This is a genomic window from Leifsonia sp. GW821-FHT13C05, assembly GCF_058806515.1.
Map to the genome: position 1 here is coordinate 84,400 of NZ_JBXAPT010000001.1, position 15,139 is coordinate 99,538.

General features: G+C 70.3%; 12 protein-coding genes. 9 read left to right on the forward strand and 3 right to left on the reverse strand.

Going from position 1 to position 15,139, the window contains the following annotated elements:
* Positions 1-18: 18 nt before the first annotated feature.
* Positions 19-2,658, reverse strand: a complete 2,640-nt coding sequence (locus AC1ROC_RS00375) for a penicillin acylase family protein (RefSeq protein ID WP_492997381.1) — start codon at positions 2,656-2,658, stop codon at positions 19-21.
* A 79-nt stretch (positions 2,659-2,737) separates the two neighbouring features.
* Positions 2,738-3,364: an SACE_7040 family transcriptional regulator gene (locus AC1ROC_RS00380; protein WP_085370444.1), complete on the reverse strand. Its 627-nt coding sequence runs from the start codon at positions 3,362-3,364 to the stop codon at positions 2,738-2,740.
* A 106-nt stretch (positions 3,365-3,470) separates the two neighbouring features.
* On the opposite strand from AC1ROC_RS00380, the gene AC1ROC_RS00385 reads away from it, so the two are divergent.
* The 8 genes from AC1ROC_RS00385 to AC1ROC_RS00420 all read left to right on the forward strand — a co-directional run bounded on the left by AC1ROC_RS00385 (position 3,471) and on the right by AC1ROC_RS00420 (position 12,758).
* Complete coding sequence (locus AC1ROC_RS00385) at positions 3,471-5,078, forward strand: carboxyl transferase domain-containing protein (RefSeq protein WP_492998889.1); 1,608 nt, start codon at positions 3,471-3,473, stop codon at positions 5,076-5,078.
* Between the two features lie 5 nt (positions 5,079-5,083).
* A complete protein-coding gene (locus AC1ROC_RS00390) occupies positions 5,084-7,279 on the forward strand; it encodes an acetyl/propionyl/methylcrotonyl-CoA carboxylase subunit alpha (protein ID WP_492997384.1) in 2,196 nt (731 codons plus the stop codon).
* Positions 7,280-7,319: 40 nt separating this feature from the next.
* Positions 7,320-8,531, forward strand: a complete 1,212-nt coding sequence (locus AC1ROC_RS00395; protein WP_085370442.1) for an acyl-CoA dehydrogenase family protein — start codon at positions 7,320-7,322, stop codon at positions 8,529-8,531.
* A gap of 41 nt (positions 8,532-8,572) precedes the next feature.
* Positions 8,573-9,340 carry a CoA transferase subunit A gene (locus AC1ROC_RS00400; RefSeq protein WP_492997388.1) on the forward strand — a complete coding sequence of 256 codons (768 nt, stop codon included), beginning with the start codon at positions 8,573-8,575 and terminating at the stop codon, positions 9,338-9,340.
* Complete coding sequence (locus AC1ROC_RS00405; protein ID WP_492997390.1) at positions 9,337-10,011, forward strand: CoA transferase subunit B; 675 nt, start codon at positions 9,337-9,339, stop codon at positions 10,009-10,011. The genes AC1ROC_RS00400 and AC1ROC_RS00405 overlap by 4 nt, the downstream gene beginning before the upstream one ends.
* Positions 10,008-10,511: a MaoC family dehydratase gene (locus AC1ROC_RS00410; protein ID WP_492997392.1), complete on the forward strand. Its 504-nt coding sequence runs from the start codon at positions 10,008-10,010 to the stop codon at positions 10,509-10,511. The genes AC1ROC_RS00405 and AC1ROC_RS00410 overlap by 4 nt, the downstream gene beginning before the upstream one ends.
* Entirely contained in the window at positions 10,508-11,323 is an 816-nt protein-coding gene (locus AC1ROC_RS00415; protein WP_492997394.1) for an HpcH/HpaI aldolase/citrate lyase family protein, read from the forward strand. The genes AC1ROC_RS00410 and AC1ROC_RS00415 overlap by 4 nt, the downstream gene beginning before the upstream one ends.
* A gap of 274 nt (positions 11,324-11,597) precedes the next feature.
* Entirely contained in the window at positions 11,598-12,758 is a 1,161-nt protein-coding gene (locus AC1ROC_RS00420; protein ID WP_256922058.1) for an aldo/keto reductase, read from the forward strand.
* Between the two features lie 178 nt (positions 12,759-12,936).
* Here the strand turns inward: AC1ROC_RS00420 and AC1ROC_RS00425 are convergent, their stop codons facing one another.
* On the reverse strand, positions 12,937-13,521 hold the full coding sequence (locus AC1ROC_RS00425) for a TetR/AcrR family transcriptional regulator (RefSeq protein ID WP_085370433.1): 585 nt from the start codon (positions 13,519-13,521) through the stop codon (positions 12,937-12,939).
* Between the two features lie 169 nt (positions 13,522-13,690).
* Here AC1ROC_RS00425 and AC1ROC_RS00430 point away from each other — a divergent pair, with 169 nt between their 5' ends.
* A complete protein-coding gene (locus tag AC1ROC_RS00430) occupies positions 13,691-15,103 on the forward strand; it encodes a M16 family metallopeptidase (RefSeq protein WP_492997397.1) in 1,413 nt (470 codons plus the stop codon).
* Positions 15,104-15,139 lie beyond the last annotated feature (36 nt).

Here is a 15,139-nt window from a genome sequence, read left to right on the forward strand (position 1 = left end):
CTCTCTTCGGCGCGCGCGTCAGCGCGTCGCGGGGCGGAGCGTGAGGGTGGTGTCCGCCGCGGCGGAGACCGCAGCGCGACTGAACGGCCACGGCCTGGTCTGGTTGTGCTGCCAGAGCGGAGTCTGGTCGGTGTAGTGCGGGCTGAACGCGTGCCCGGATGCGCCGGTGAGGTTGATCCAGGTGCTCTTGTCGAAGTCGCTCAGGTCGATCACCTGACGCATCGACGGCACCCAGTCCACCTGGTAGCCGACGGAGGCGTCCCAGCCCACCGCATCCACCACGCTCGAACTGCCGCCGACCGGGTACGGCCCCCGGTTGAACAGCCACTCGATTGGGGCGATCCCGGATTCGCCGAAGCTCGCGTTCGTCAGCTCGATGGTGTGGATGCTGTCCCAGCGCCACCGGGTCTGGTCGCTGCCCATCAGTCGCCCGGCCTCCGTCCACGCCTTCTCCGCGACGATCTCGAACATCGAGTCCCTGCTGCTCGTGCCGAGTTTCTTGTCGACCCACCAGGACGAGTCCTCGGCCTTCACCAGGTTCTGCACCACCGCGAACCACCGGTCGCCGCCCACCGGAGGGGCGGAGGCGGGGAGCTTGCGCCCGAACGCATCCTGCAGCAGGGTGCGCCAGAACACGTTGAAGTACGCCGCCGCCGGGCTGTCCGCGTCGTCGTGGAAGTTCCAGCCGGCCAGCAGCTGGGCCGCGCGGTACGCCCCGGATGACGGGTCGGCCTTGTCGCCGATGGCCCGGATGATCGGCACCAGGGTCGCGGCGTTCGCGTCGTACTTGTCGGCCTGGATGGCCGCGGAGTCCGCCGCGGTGATCTTCGTGCCCGCCGCGATCAGGGCGTCGAGCCGCACCTGGATCTGGTTGGCCCGGTAACCGTACTCCCAGTCCTGGGTGATGAGGTGCGGAAAGTCCGGCCCGACGGCGGCGTTGTTCGCGGTGACGATGACGCCGCTCGGCGGGTTGTAGACCGACGGGAGGTCGTCGTACGGGATGGTGCCTGTCCAGCCGTACGCGCTGGTCCAGCCGGGGACGGGCACGGTGCCGTCTCCGGATGCGCGGATCGGCACGCTGCCGGGCGCCTGGTAGCCGATGTTGCCGTCCACGTCGGCGTAAATGAGGTTCTGCGACGGAACCTGGAAGTTCGCGGCGGCCGCGCGGAAGCTGGTCCAGTCCGTCGCCGTGTCGAACGCGAAGATCGCGCCGGCGGTCGGCCCGGGAGTGAGCGCCGACCATTGCAGCGACAGCTGGAACTTCTGGGCGGGGACACCGAGCTTGCCCGCCTGGTCTTTCGCGATGATCCCGAACCCGTCGGTGAGGTCGGTGACGATCGGGCCGTGACGGGTGGATCGCACGGTGAGGTGCACGTCCTTCCCTCCGGCCACCCGGATCGTTTCCTTCCTGATAGTCAGGGGGACCTGCTGGCCGTCGTACTCGTAGGTGTTCCCGGTGACCTTCTCCTCGTAGAGGTCGGCGACGTCCGGACCGAGGTTGGTGAAGCCCCAGGCGATGCGGTTGTTGTGCCCGATCACGACACCGGGCAGGCCGGAGAAGCTGAACCCGGCGACGTCGAACGGGCACTCCGGCCCGACGGTGCGGCAGTGCAGGCCGATCTGATACCAGACGGACGGCATGGTCGCGCCGAGATGCGGATCGTTCGCGAGCAGCGGCTTGCCGCTCGCGGTGTGCGCGCCGGAGACGACCCACGAGTTCGATCCGATGTCGCTCCCGGCCGGACCGAGCAGCGTGGGGAGGGACTCGAGGCTCGACGCGAGCTGGGTGAGCGCCGGCGCGTAGGCGGACGTGGTCGCCGTGGAGGCCGAGGTGGTGGGTGTGGCCGCCGCGCTGTCGCCCGCCGCACCGTCGCTCGCTGTGCCGTCGCTCGCGTCGGCCGCCGCATCCGATGTCGTCCGCTCCGGGTGCCCATTGCCCTCCGCGGTGATCGTCGGGTGGGTGGAGTACGGGTATCCCGGGTGCAGCTGCGCGATCTGCTGCGCGCTCAGCTTCGTGGACAGGAGCGCCCTGTCGATCTCGTCTTCGAGGTTGGAGCGGAGGTCCCACGCCATCGCCTTCAGCCACGCCACCGAGTCCGCGGGCGTCCACTTCTCCGGCGTGTAGCCCGGGTTCTGCAGGCCGAGCACCGCGTATTCGAGCGACAGCTCGGCGCCCGAGTGCCTGGCGAGGTAGGCGTTCACCCCGTCCGCGTAGTCCTGGTAGTAGCGCAGCTGCGTCTTGTCGAGCAGCTTCACCTCCTGCTCGGCGACCGTGCGCCAGCCGAGCGTGCGGATGAACGAGTCCGTCGGCACCTGGCTGGCCCCGAACATCTCGGCCAGCCGGCCGGAGGTGACGTGGCGGCGGAAGTCCATCTCCCAGAACCGGTCCTGCGCGTGCACGTAGCCCTGCGCGCGGAACAGGTCGTCGGCCGTCGACGCCTCGATCTGGGGGATGCCCGCGTCGTCCCGCGTGACCGTGACCGACGAGGACAGCCCGGGCACGTCGATCATCCCCGAGGTCTGCGGGAACGACCGGACGACCGTCCAGATCCCGAGCCCGCCCGCGATGACCACCAGCACCAGCAGCACGGCGACGACGATGCCGATGACCCGCAGAACACGGTGGTGCCGTCGTAGTCGGGGTGTGTCGTCGCCCACGCGCCAGTCCTTCCGGTGGATGGTGTCCTGCGACTGTAACGCATAGGGGTGACGCCCAGAATGCCGCCACCGGCGTCCGTCAGTGTGCGTTCAGCCCCGCCCAGGCCATCCGCTCCAGCACCGGCCGCACCGTCGCCGCATCCACGCTGGTGCCGCCGACGCGGGCCGTGTGCGGGGTGGAGTTGATCAGACCGAACGCGGCCTGCACGCGCATCCGGAGCTCGTCGGGGGAGAGGGAGGGGTGCAGGCGGCCGAGCACGCGCATCCAGAGCTCGATGTAGCGGCGTTGCAGGCGGCGCACGGCGCGGCGCTCCTCCCCTGGAAGGGAGTCGAGGTCGCGGTCCTGCACGCGGATGGTGTCCGGTTCCGTCACGGCGAAGTCGACGTGGAAGACGATGAGGGCGCGCAGGGCGCTCGCCGGGTCGTCTGCTGCGTCTTCGACGCGGGTGCCTCCGTCGAGCAGGCGCTCGCTGACGCCAACGAGCAGCGCGGCGAGCACGGCCTGCTTGGACGCGAAGTGCCGGTACACCGCCGGTCCGCTGACTCCGGCGGCCGAGCCGAGGTCTTCGATGGAGACCCCGTTGAAGCCGCGTTCGGAGAAGAGGGTGGCCGCCGCGTCGAGCAGGGCGGCGCGCCGGTCGGCCTTGGCCTGGCTGCGCTGGGTGGGCCGGCCCGTGTCCTGCGCGGTGCCTGCGAGTTCCGTCATGGTCTGCTTCCGGGTGCTGGACTTTTGAGTTAATGAACACTAACCTAAATCCGAGTTAGTGACCACTAACCGAATGTCGACGACGACGAAGAGCGAGAAGCCGACGATGCCAACGCTGACCAGCGCCACACGCGCAACGGATGCCGGATACGAGCAGAACGAGGCCGCCCAGCGCGCCCTGGTGACCGAACTCCGCCAGCGCCTCGCCACCGCGGCGGCCGGGGGACCGGAGCGCTCCAGGGAACGGCACATCGCGCGCGGCAAGCTCCTGCCGCGCGAGCGCATCGACGCACTCCTCGACGACGGAAGCCCGTTCCTCGAGATCGCCCCGCTCGCCGCCACCGGGATGTACGACGACGAGTCGCCGGCGGCGGGAGTCATCGCCGGGATCGGCCTGGTGCACGGCCGCCACGTGCTCGTCATCTCCAACGACGCCACCGTCAAGGGCGGCACCTACTACCCGATGACGGTCAAAAAGCACCTCAGGGCGCAGGAGATCGCGCTCGAGAACAGACTGCCGTGCATCTACCTCGTCGACTCCGGCGGCGCATACCTGCCGATGCAGGATGAGGTGTTCCCCGACCGCGACCACTTCGGCCGCATCTTCTACAACCAGGCCAGTCTGTCCGCCGCCAAGGTGCCGCAGATCGCCGCCGTGCTCGGCTCGTGCACCGCCGGCGGAGCGTACGTGCCTGCGATGAGCGACGAGACCGTGATCGTGCGCAACCAGGGCACCATCTTCCTCGGCGGCCCGCCGCTGGTGAAGGCGGCGATCGGCGAGGTCGTCACGGCGGAGGAGCTGGGCGGCGGCGACCTGCACGCCAAGACCTCCGGCGTCGTCGACCACCTCGCCGAGAACGACAGGCACGCCCTGCAGATCGTGCGGGACATCGTCGCCACCCTGCCGGAGCCGGCGAGCCCGGCGTGGGACGTGCATCCGTCCGTCGATCCCGTCGCCGACCCCGCCGAGCTGTACGGGGTGGTCCCCACCGACGTGCAGGCGCCGTACGACGTGCGCGAGGTCATCTCCCGCATCGTCGATGGCAGCGAGCTGCACGAGTTCAAGAAGGAGTACGGCACGACGCTGGTCACCGGGTTCGCGCGCATCCACGGGCATCCGGTGGGCATCGTCGCGAACAACGGGGTGCTGTTCAGCGAGTCGGCGCTGAAGGGCGCGCACTTCATCGAGCTGTGCGACCAGCGCGGCATCCCGCTGCTGTTCCTCCAGAACATCTCCGGCTTCATGGTCGGCCGGGACTACGAGGCAGGCGGCATCGCGAAGAACGGCGCCAAGATGGTCACCGCCGTCGCCACCGCGCGCGTCCCGAAGCTCACCGTCGTGATCGGCGGCTCCTTCGGCGCAGGCAACTACTCGATGTGCGGGCGGGCGTACTCCCCGCGCTTCCTCTGGATGTGGCCCGCCGCGCGCATCTCGGTGATGGGCGGTGCGCAGGCGTCGTCCGTGCTGGCGACGGTCAAGCGCGAACAGCTGGAGGGACGCGGCGAGGAGTGGTCGGCGGAGGCGGAGGCCGAGTTCAAGGCTCCGATCGCCGACCAGTACGAGCAGCAGGGCAGCCCGTACTACTCCACCGCCCGCCTCTGGGACGACGGCGTGATCGACCCGGCGGACACCCGCACGATCCTCGGCCTCGCCCTCGACGTCTGCTCCCGCACCCCGCTCCCCGACACGGCCTTCGGCCTCTTCCGGATGTGATCGCCGTGGCCTCCCACTCCACCAGCACTCCCTCAGCGACCGCCGCGCCCTTCGGCACCGTGCTCGTCGCCAATCGCGGCGAGATCGCCTGCCGCGTCATCCGCACCCTGCGCCGCCTGGGCATCCGGTCGGTGGCCGTCTTCAGCGACGCCGACCGGGATGCGCCCCACGTCGCCCTCGCGGACGTCGCCGTCCGCATCGGGCCGGCGCCGGCCGCCCAGAGCTATCTCGACATCGCCGCGATCGTGACCGCCGCGCGGGCCACCGGGGCGCAGGCCGTGCACCCGGGATACGGCTTCCTCTCCGAGAACGCCGACTTCGCCGCCGCCTGCGAGGCGGAGGGCATCGTCTTCGTCGGCCCCGGCGTGCACGCTCTCGACGTGATGGGCGACAAGATCGCCGCGAAACGGGAGGTCGAGGCCCACGGCGTGCCGACCATCCCGGGCATCGCGCGCCCCGGCCTGACCGACGATGAGCTGATCGCGGCGGCGGACGAGATCGGCTTCCCGGTGCTCGTGAAGCCGTCGGCGGGCGGCGGCGGCAAGGGGATGCAGTCGGTGCGGAACGCGGCAGACCTGCCGGAGGCGCTCGCCGCGGCCCGGCGCGTTGCTGCCGCGGCGTTCGGCGACGACACGCTGTTCCTCGAGCGGCTGGTCGACATGCCCCGCCACATCGAGGTGCAGGTGCTCGCCGACCGGCACGGCACCGTCGTGCACCTCGGCGAGCGCGAGTGCTCGCTGCAGCGACGCCACCAGAAGGTGATCGAGGAGGCTCCGTCCCCGCTGCTCGACGCGGCCACCAGGGCGCGCATCGGCGAGGCGGCCTGCGCCGTCGCCGCCAGCGTCGACTACGTGGGGGCCGGCACCGTCGAGTTCCTGGTGTCCGACGCCGCCCCGGACGAGTTCTTCTTCATGGAGATGAACACCCGGCTGCAGGTGGAGCATCCGGTGACCGAGCTGGTGACCGGGCTCGACCTGGTGGAGTGGCAGTTGCGCATCGCCGCGGGCGAACCCCTCGGCTTCGCCCAGCAGGACGTGCGCCTGTCCGGCCACGCCATCGAGGCCCGGGTGTACGCGGAGAACCCGGAGCGCGGCTTCCTGCCGAGCGACGGCAGCGTGCTCGCCCTGCACGAGGCCTCCGGCGACGGCGTTCGGGTGGACAGCGGCCTGGCCGCCGGGGTGCCCATCGTCACCGAGTACGACCCGATGCTCGCCAAGGTGATCGCCTGGGGCGCAGACCGCCGGGAGGCGCTGGCCCGCCTCGACAGCGCCCTGGCAGACACCGCCATCCTCGGCGCCGTCACGAACGTGCGCTGGCTGCGTGACCTGCTCGCCGACGACGACGTGCGCGCCGGGCGCCTCGACACCACCATCATCGACCGGCGCTTCTCCGAGCAGGCGCCGACGGAGGCGAGCGAGCCCGAGCTGATCGCGGCGGCGCTGATCGTGCACCTCGACCGCATCGAGCGGGCGGAAGGTGCTGGCGCTGCGGTGCCTGGCGCCGCGGGCGGGCTGTGGGCCACCCCCTCCGGATGGCGGCTCGGCCAGCACCGACCCACACCGTACGACCTCGGAACGGCCACCGTGCACGTCACCGGTGACGCCGCGGCCCTCGACACCGCGACGGCGACGGTGACCGTGGATGCGCGCGACAGCGGGCAGGACGGCGCGCGGTCCTCCGCCACCCGCACGGGCGGGTTGCGTCTGCTGCCCCCCGCGTCGTCCGGTCAGCCTGCCACGGCGCTCCTGACCCTCGATGGCACGGTGACGGCGTTCCGCTACGCCAGGGACGGCGCAGCCATCTGGCTGGGCACCGGGGGAGCGGCCAGGCAGCTGCGGCTGGTCGACCGTGCGGAGCGGATCGCGCGCGACCTCGCCGGGCTCGCCCGGGTGGCCGGCGCCGCCGACCCCGAGCTGCGCACGCCGATGCCGGGAACGGTCGTCGCGGTCGCCGTCGCGAGCGGGGACCGCGTCGAGGCGGGCGACACGATCGTCACCGTGGAGGCGATGAAGATGGAGCACCGTCTGGTGGCTCCGCTCGCCGGGACAGTGCACGTTCGGGTCGCGCCGGGCGACCTCGTGAAGCTCGACCAGCTCGTCGCGAGCGTGGACGTAGACACCACCCCATCCACTGCGCCGGCCGCGCCCACCGGCGGGCCGCGCGCATCCACAGGGCCGACACCATCGGCCACCACCCCGTGACCGTCGCACGACGACGATCCACCAGGAGACAGGGAACCCCATGACCATGCAGATGACCCGATCGGAAGCGGCGAACACCGATGTCGCCGGCTTCGAACTCACCGAGGAGCACCTGCGCCTGCGCGATCAGGTGCGGGACTTCGCCGACACCGTCGTCGCGCCCGCCGCATACGACTACGACACCCGTCGCAGCCTGCCGTACGACATCATCGCCGAGATGGGGAGGATGGGCCTGTTCGGGCTGCCGTTCCCCGTCGAGTACGGCGGCCAGGGCAAGGACTACCTCTCGCTCTGCCTCGCCGTCGAGCAGCTGGGTCGGGTCGACCAGTCGATCGGGGTGACCCTGGAGGCCGGGATCGGTCTCGGGGCGATGCCGATCTTCCGGAACGGCACGGAGGAGCAGAAGCAGGAGTGGCTGCCGATGCTGGCCCGCGGCGAAGCGCTCGCCGGGTTCGGCCTGACCGAGGCGGACGCCGGCTCGGACGCGGCGGGCACCAAGACCACGGCGGAGCTGCGCGACGGCGAGTGGGTCATCAACGGCTCGAAGCAGTTCATCACCAACTCGGGCAGCGAGATCACCAAGCTGGTCACAATCACCGCCGTCACCGGCGAGTCCGAGCGCCCGGACGGCTCCGTCAAGAAGGAGCTGTCCGCGATCCTGGTGCCGGTCGGGACGTCCGGTTTCGTGCAGGAGCCCTCCTACGACAAGGTCGGCTGGCACACCTCGGACACGCATCCACTGACCCTCACCGACGTGCACGTGCCGGAGGCGAACCTCCTCGGCGAGCGCGGTCGAGGTTACGCGAACTTCGTGCAGACCCTGGACGAGGGCCGCGTCGCGTTCGCCGCGCTCTGCACGGGTGCTGCGCAGGGCTGCCTCGACGAGGCGATCCGGTATGCGAAGAGCCGCAACGTGTTCGGCCGTCCGATCGGCGCCAACCAGTACATCGCGTTCAAGATCGCCAGGATGCAGGCCCGCGTGCACACCGCGCGCCTCGCGTACTACGACGCCTGCTTCAAGCTGATGGCGGGCAAGCCGTTCAAGATGGAGGCCTCGATCGCCAAGCTCACCTGCAGCGAGGCGGCGATGGACAACGCCCGCGACGCCACCCAGATCTTCGGCGGATACGGCTTCCTCAACGAGAACCCCGTCGCCCGCCACTACCGGGACTCCAAGATCCTGGAGATCGGCGAGGGCACCACCGAGGTCCAGCTCATGGTCATCTCCCGGGCCCTCGGCTTCAACGCCTGACACCGAAACACGCGAGTCCGGGAGCAGAGAAGAGGTCGACGGTGATTGACAAGGTGGTGGCGAGCGCGGAGGACGCGGTGGCGGACATCCCGGATGGCGCGTCGCTCGCAGTGGGCGGGTTCGGGCTGTGCGGTATCCCGAGCGCGCTGATCGCGGCGCTGCACGAGCGCGGTACGACGCAGCTCGAGGTCGTGAGCAACAACTGCGGCGTGGACGACTGGGGGCTCGGCATCCTGCTGGCGGACGGGCGCATCCGGAAGATGATCAGCTCGTACGTCGGCGAGAACAAGGAGTTCGCGCGGCAGTTCCTCTCCGGCGAGCTGGAGGTGGAGCTCACGCCGCAGGGCACTCTGGCCGAGAAGCTGCGGGCCGGCGGGGCCGGCATCCCGGCGTTCTTCACCCCGGCCGGCGTCGGGACGCAGATCGCCGAGGGCGGCCTGCCCCGCCGCTACAACGCGGACGGCTCGGTGGCCGTGGCGTCCGAGCCCAAGGAGGTGCGCAGCTTTGACGGAGCCGACTACGTGCTCGAACGCTCGCTCACGCCCGACTTCGCCCTCGTCCACGCGGCGAAGGGAGACCGGTACGGCAACCTCGTCTTCCACGCAGCGGCGATGAACTTCAATCCGCTCGCCGCGATGGCGGGGCGCATCACCATCGCCGAGGTGGAGGAGCTCGTGGAACCCGGCGACCTCGATCCCGGCTCCGTGCACATCCCGGGCATCTTCGTGCAGCGGGTGGTGCACGCGCCGGACGTGGAGAAGCGCATCGAGCGCAGGACAGTCCGTCTCGACGAAGGGAGCACCCGATGAGCCTCAGCCGCACCGAACTCGCCGCCCGGGTGGCGCGCGAACTGCGCAACGGCCAGTACGTCAACCTCGGGATCGGGATGCCCACCCTCATCCCGAACTACATCCCGGACGACGTCGAGGTGATCCTGCACTCGGAGAACGGCGTGCTCGGCGTCGGCCCGTACCCGGAGGAGTCCGCCGTCGACCCCGACCTCATCAATGCGGGCAAGGAGACGGTCACCGTCAACCGTGGGGCGGCGTTCTTCGACTCGTCGCTGTCGTTCGGGATGGTGCGCGGCGGCCACGTCGACGTCGCCGTGCTCGGCGCGATGGAGGTCTCGCAGAACGGCGACCTCGCCAACTGGATGATCCCCGGCAAGATGGTCAAAGGGATGGGCGGGGCGATGGACCTCGTGTTCGGCGCCAAACGCCTCATCGTCATGATGGAGCACGTCGACAGGGAGGGGCGGCCGAAGATCGTCGCCGAATGCTCGCTGCCGCTGACCGGAACGGGATGCGTCGACCGCGTCATCACCGACCTCGCGGTCATCGACGTGGTGCGGGAGGGCGACGGCTCCACCGCGCGGCTCGTCCTGCGCGAGACGGCGCCGGGCGTCACGGTCGACGAGGTGATCGCCGCGACGGGCGCACCGCTGACCGTCGAGCTGACCGGCGAGGGGAGTGAATTATGAAGGAGATCGAGCAGCGCGGGCTCTACTTCGAGGAGTTCGAGGTGGACACCCGCTACCTGCACCGTCCAGGACGCACCGTGACGGAGGCGGACAACGTCTTCTTCACCACGCTCACGATGAACACGCAGGCGCTGCACCTCGACGCCGCCTGGTCGGCCACCCAGCCGTTCGGGGAGCGGCTGGTGAACTCGATGTTCACCCTGGCGACACTGGTCGGCGCCTCCGTCGCCCAGCTCACGCAGGGCACGATCGTGGCGAACCTGGGCTTCAGCGACGTGACCTTCCCGCATCCACTGCACCACGGGGACACCCTCTACTCGGAGACGGTCGTGGTCGCCAAGCGGTTGTCGTCGTCGCGCCCCGGCCAGGGCATCGTCACGCTGGCGCACACCGGGCGCAACCAGGACGGCACGGTCGTCGCGACCGCCACCCGCCAGGTGATGATGTGGTGCAAGGACGCGCACCTCGACCTGGGCGGAGCGGGCGGGGGCGACGAGTGAGCGGGGGAGCATTCGCGTTCGGCCCCGCCCTGCTGTTCTGCCCGGCCGACCGTCCTGAGCGGTACGGGAAAGCGCTGGAACGCGCCGACGCCGTCATCATCGACCTCGAAGACGCCGTCGACCCGTCCCGTCGCGCCGTGGCACGGGAGGCGCTCGCCGCCTCCGACCTCGACCCGGAGCGCGTCATCGTCCGCGTCAATCCGGCAGGCACCTCCGACCACGCCGCCGACCTGTCCGCGCTCGCAGCGACGCCGTACACAACGGTGATGCTGCCGAAGGCGGAATCGGTCGCCGACCTGCGCGACCTCGGCGGTCTCGCGGTGATCGCGCTGTGCGAGACGGCGGCCGGGGTGCTCGCCGCCCCGCGGCTCGCGACGGCGGGCGAGGTCGTCGCGCTGATGTGGGGTGCGGAGGACCTCGTGGCGTCGCTCGGCGGCACGTCGAGCAGGCACGCCGACGGCCGCTACCGGGATGTCGCCGTGCACGCCCGCTCGGCGGTGCTGCTCGCCGCCGGGGCCGCGGAGATCGCCGCGGTCGACACCGTGCACCTCGACATCGACGACCTCGCCGGGCTCGCGGCGGAGGCGGAGGATGCCGCGGCGGTCGGGTTCGCCGCGACCGCATGCATCCACCCCGGGCAGGTGGAGACGATCAGGGCGGCGTACCGTCCGACCGACGACCAGGTGCGGGATGCGCGGGAGCTGCTGGATGCCGCGGCAGAGGCGGGCGGCGTGTTCCGTTTCGGCGGCCGGATGGTGGACGGACCGGTGATCGCGCACGCCCGTTCGGTGCTGGAGCGCGCCCGGCGGTGACCGGCGTGAGCGGGCCGTTTTCGTGTGTTCGGGCCCGATTTGCGCACGAATCCGACGCCATCCGGTTTCGTGATGAAACTGTGACCAAGCATTGTGTAACAGTTCACCGCGATTGTCCCTGGCCCGTCGGACGTATGCCTTACGCTGCAAGTAAGTATCGGGGAACCGGGGTCCTCGAATCGATTCGAACCGCACGGAGTAAGGGGGAGGGAACATGCCACAGCTGTTACCTCTCCGTCTGCGTGATACGGTCGCGCGACGCGGAGCGACCCCCGTGGAGCCTGCGGATGGTGCCGACGCCGGTCAGACCGCCCGGCCGTCCACGGTCGCACGCGGTGCGTCCGCTCGCGGTGGCGCCGGAGCGCGGTCGGTGGGAACGGTCGAGACCGGAGCTTTCGAGACGGGCGCTTTCGAAGCCGGCACCCCGGAAGAGGTGCTGACCGAGTCCATCGGCGTCGAAACTGCTGCCATGCCAGCCCTCGATCCCGCGCTCGAACGCACGGGCCCGCTGTCGATCATCGCGCCCCGCCGCATCGGCGAGAGCGACCTCGCGGTCTACCCGCTGTCGCTCGGCGCCAGCGTCTTCGGCTGGACGGCCGACGGCGACACGTCGCTGCGCATCCTGGACAGGTTCGCGCACCTCGGCGGCAACTTCATCGACACGGCGGACAGCTACGTCGGCGGCCGCAGCGAAGTGCTCATCGGCAAGTGGATGCGCGAGCGCGGCAACCGCGACCAGGTGGTCGTCGCCACGAAGGTGGGCCGCCACCACGAGAACCCGGGCCTCGGTTCGGTAAGCATCGTGCGCGCCGTCGAGGCGTCGCTCGAACGTCTGCAGACCGACCACATCGACCTGCTCTACTTCCACGACGACGACCCGGATGTGCCCCTCGAAGACAGCCTCGCGACCGTCGAGTGGCTGATCGAGTCCGGCAAGGTCCGGTACCTCGCCGCGTCCAACTTCAGCGCGGACCGCCTCATCGAGGCCCGCATCCTGTCGTCGACGGGGCTGCCGAAGTTCATCGCCGTGCAGACGCAGTACAACCTGATGCACCGCACCGAGTTCGAGAGCGCGCTGCGCATCGTCGCCGCGGCCCAGGGCCTCGCCGTGATGCCGTACTACGCGCTCGCGAACGGGTTCCTCACGGGCAAGTACCGCAGCAAGGGCGACCTGAACGCCGACGCCCGCAGCATCCGGGCCGCCGCGTACGTCAACCGCAAGGGTCAGCGCGTCCTCGCCGCCCTCGACCGCATCGCGGCCGAGCAGCAGGTAACGCCCGCGAGCATCGCCATCGCCTGGCTCCTCGCCAAGCGCAACGTGGTCGCACCGGTCGCCAGCGCCAGCCGCCCCGAACAGGTGGATGCGCTCATGGTCTCGGCAGGCATCCGCCTCACCAGGGCCAACATGCTCGAACTCGACCGCGTCTCCGAGTAGCGCCCGCGCCGACGCGTCCCGCCCACTCCGGTGGAGAAGTCCAGCCGATGGAGAAGTCCAGCGTTCCCGCCGACGATGTCCGTTCAGGCGGAGAGATCCTGCGTCCCGGCGCGTGGTTTCCGCTCTAGCGGAGCCGCGCGCGGCGTGTCGGCCGGAATCTCCGGATGAGCGCGCGCCCCTACGCCTCCGCGAGGATGCGGTCCAGCGAGCGGTGCAGCGCGGCTCCCGCAGCGATCGCGTCGCCGACGTAGCCGCCGGCGAGCGCGCCATCCCGCGCGAGGATCAGGTCGTCTGCGGCGTCGCCCGGTCGCGGGTGGCCGATGTCGCGGAACAGTTCTTCGATGCGGCGCGCGTACCAGTCGCGGTGGGTGCTGACCGCGACGCGCACCGGGTGGGTCTCGTCGGCGAACTGCGCTGCGGCGTTGATGAACGGGTCGCCGTGGAATCCGGGACGCACCGCTTCGAGGTTGATCGAGTCGACCAGGGCGCGGGCGATCGTGCGCGGGTCGTGGCCTTCGCGTTCCTGCTCGTCGAACCAGTCGCGCACCTGCTTGTCGCGGCCTTCGACGTACGCGATGATCAGGAGGTCTTTCGAGCGGTAGTGCTTGTAGAACGTCGCTTTGGTGACGCGCGCTCCCGCGATGATGCGGTCGACACCCACCGTGTGGATGCCTTCCTGGTAGAAGAGCTCGTCCGCCGTCGCGAGGATCTTGACCTTCGACGGCGCGGGCGGCCGGATGGTCGCTCGGGCACTTACGACCATCCGGCACGACTCCTTCACTGCGGAGGGCGGTCGGGTCCGCCCTCGTGATTCTGCTCCGACGTAGGGACCCGTCGGAGCGCTGTGACACCAGTATATAGTAGACAGACCAGTCTGTTTGTCCTCATTTCGTGCCAAAGGATTCCTGAGCCGCTGGCGTAGGGTGGAAGGGATGAACAGCGCAGTCGACCTCCCGCTCGGTCTGGCCGACCTCTCTTTCGCCGCATCCGGCGACGCGCTGGTCAGGCGCACCGTCCTGCCGAGCGGCGTCCGCATCCTGAGCGAGCAGGTGCCCGGCGCCCGCAGCGCCACTCTCGGATACTGGGTCGCCGTGGGCTCCCGCGACGAAGTGGATGCGATCCCCGCCACCCCGGCACATCCGGCGTCCGGCGGCGCTCCCGCCACACCCGCGCTCCCGGCCGTCCCCGCGAGCTTCGGCTCCACGCACTTCCTCGAGCACCTCCTGTTCAAGGGCACTCCGAGCCGCACGGCACTCGACATCGCCATCTCCTTCGACTCGGTCGGCGGAGAGCACAACGCGATGACGGCCAAGGAGTACACCTGCTACTACGCCAAGGTGCAGGACCGCGACCTTCCGATGGCCGTCGAGGTCATCGCCGACATGCTCACCTCCTCGCTCCTCGACCCCGTCGAGTTCGAGAACGAGCGCGGCGTCATCCTCGAAGAACTGTCGATGGCAGAGGACGATCCGGCCGACGTGGCCAACGAGCGGTTCTTCGAGGCGGTGCTCGGCGCGCATCCACTCGGCCGTCCGATCGGCGGCAGCCCGCAGACCATCCGCGAGGCGACCAGGGATGCGGTGCTTGCGCACTACCGCGCCAACTACCGTCCCCAAGACCTCGTCATCACGGCGGCGGGCGCCGTCGACCACGACCTCCTCGTCTCCGGGGTGGAGCGCGCACTCGTCGCGGCCGGCTGGGACCTGAGCGTGGAGGCGTCCCCGGTCGAGCGGCGCGCATCCACTGCCGCCGACATCGAGCGCGGCGCGTCGATCGTCACCGTCCAGCGCCCCACCGAGCAGGCCAACCTCCTCATCGGCGTCCCCGGCATCGTCGCCACCGACGAGCGCCGCACCACGATGGGCGTGCTCAACTCCATCCTCGGCGGCGGGATGTCGTCCCGGCTCTTCCAGGAGGTGCGCGAGAAGCGCGGTCTGGCGTACGCCGTGTACTCGTTCTCCGGCGCATACTCCGACGCCGGGATCTTCGGCCTCTACGCGGGATGCGCTCCCGCAAAGGCCACGCAGGTCGCCGAGCTGATGCTCGGCGAGCTGCACCGCCTCGCCGACGGCGGCGTCACGCCGGACGAGATGCGCCGCGCCGTCGGCCAGCTGTCCGGGGGCGCCGCCCTCGCCCTCGAGGACTCCGACACCAGGATGTCTCGGCTCGGCAGAGCCGAGATCAGCCTGGGCGAGTTCTCCGACCTCGATGAGAGCCTCCGGCGCCTGCACCTCGTCACCGCCGACGATGTGCAGAGCCTCGCCACCGACCTGGCGAGCCGACCGGTCTCCATCTCCGCGGTGGGGAGCGTGACCGACGACCAGTTCGCCGGCCTCGCTCCGTGACCCACCGCTTCCATCCGTACCTCCGAAAGGCTTCCC

What these genes read in the sequence shown, in the direction of transcription:
- AC1ROC_RS00425 (WP_085370433.1), bottom strand. Translation starts at nt 13,521, where the DNA reads ATGGTCGTAAGTGCCCGAGCGACCATCCGGCCGCCCGCGCCGTCGAAG.
- AC1ROC_RS00405 (WP_492997390.1), top strand. Translation starts at nt 9,337, where the DNA reads ATGAGCCTCAGCCGCACCGAACTCGCCGCCCGGGTGGCGCGCGAACTG.
- AC1ROC_RS00395 (WP_085370442.1), top strand. Translation starts at nt 7,320, where the DNA reads ATGACCATGCAGATGACCCGATCGGAAGCGGCGAACACCGATGTCGCC.
- AC1ROC_RS00380 (WP_085370444.1), bottom strand. Translation starts at nt 3,364, where the DNA reads ATGACGGAACTCGCAGGCACCGCGCAGGACACGGGCCGGCCCACCCAG.
- AC1ROC_RS00385 (WP_492998889.1), top strand. Translation starts at nt 3,471, where the DNA reads ATGCCAACGCTGACCAGCGCCACACGCGCAACGGATGCCGGATACGAG.
- AC1ROC_RS00430 (WP_492997397.1), top strand. Translation starts at nt 13,691, where the DNA reads ATGAACAGCGCAGTCGACCTCCCGCTCGGTCTGGCCGACCTCTCTTTC.
- AC1ROC_RS00410 (WP_492997392.1), top strand. Translation starts at nt 10,008, where the DNA reads ATGAAGGAGATCGAGCAGCGCGGGCTCTACTTCGAGGAGTTCGAGGTG.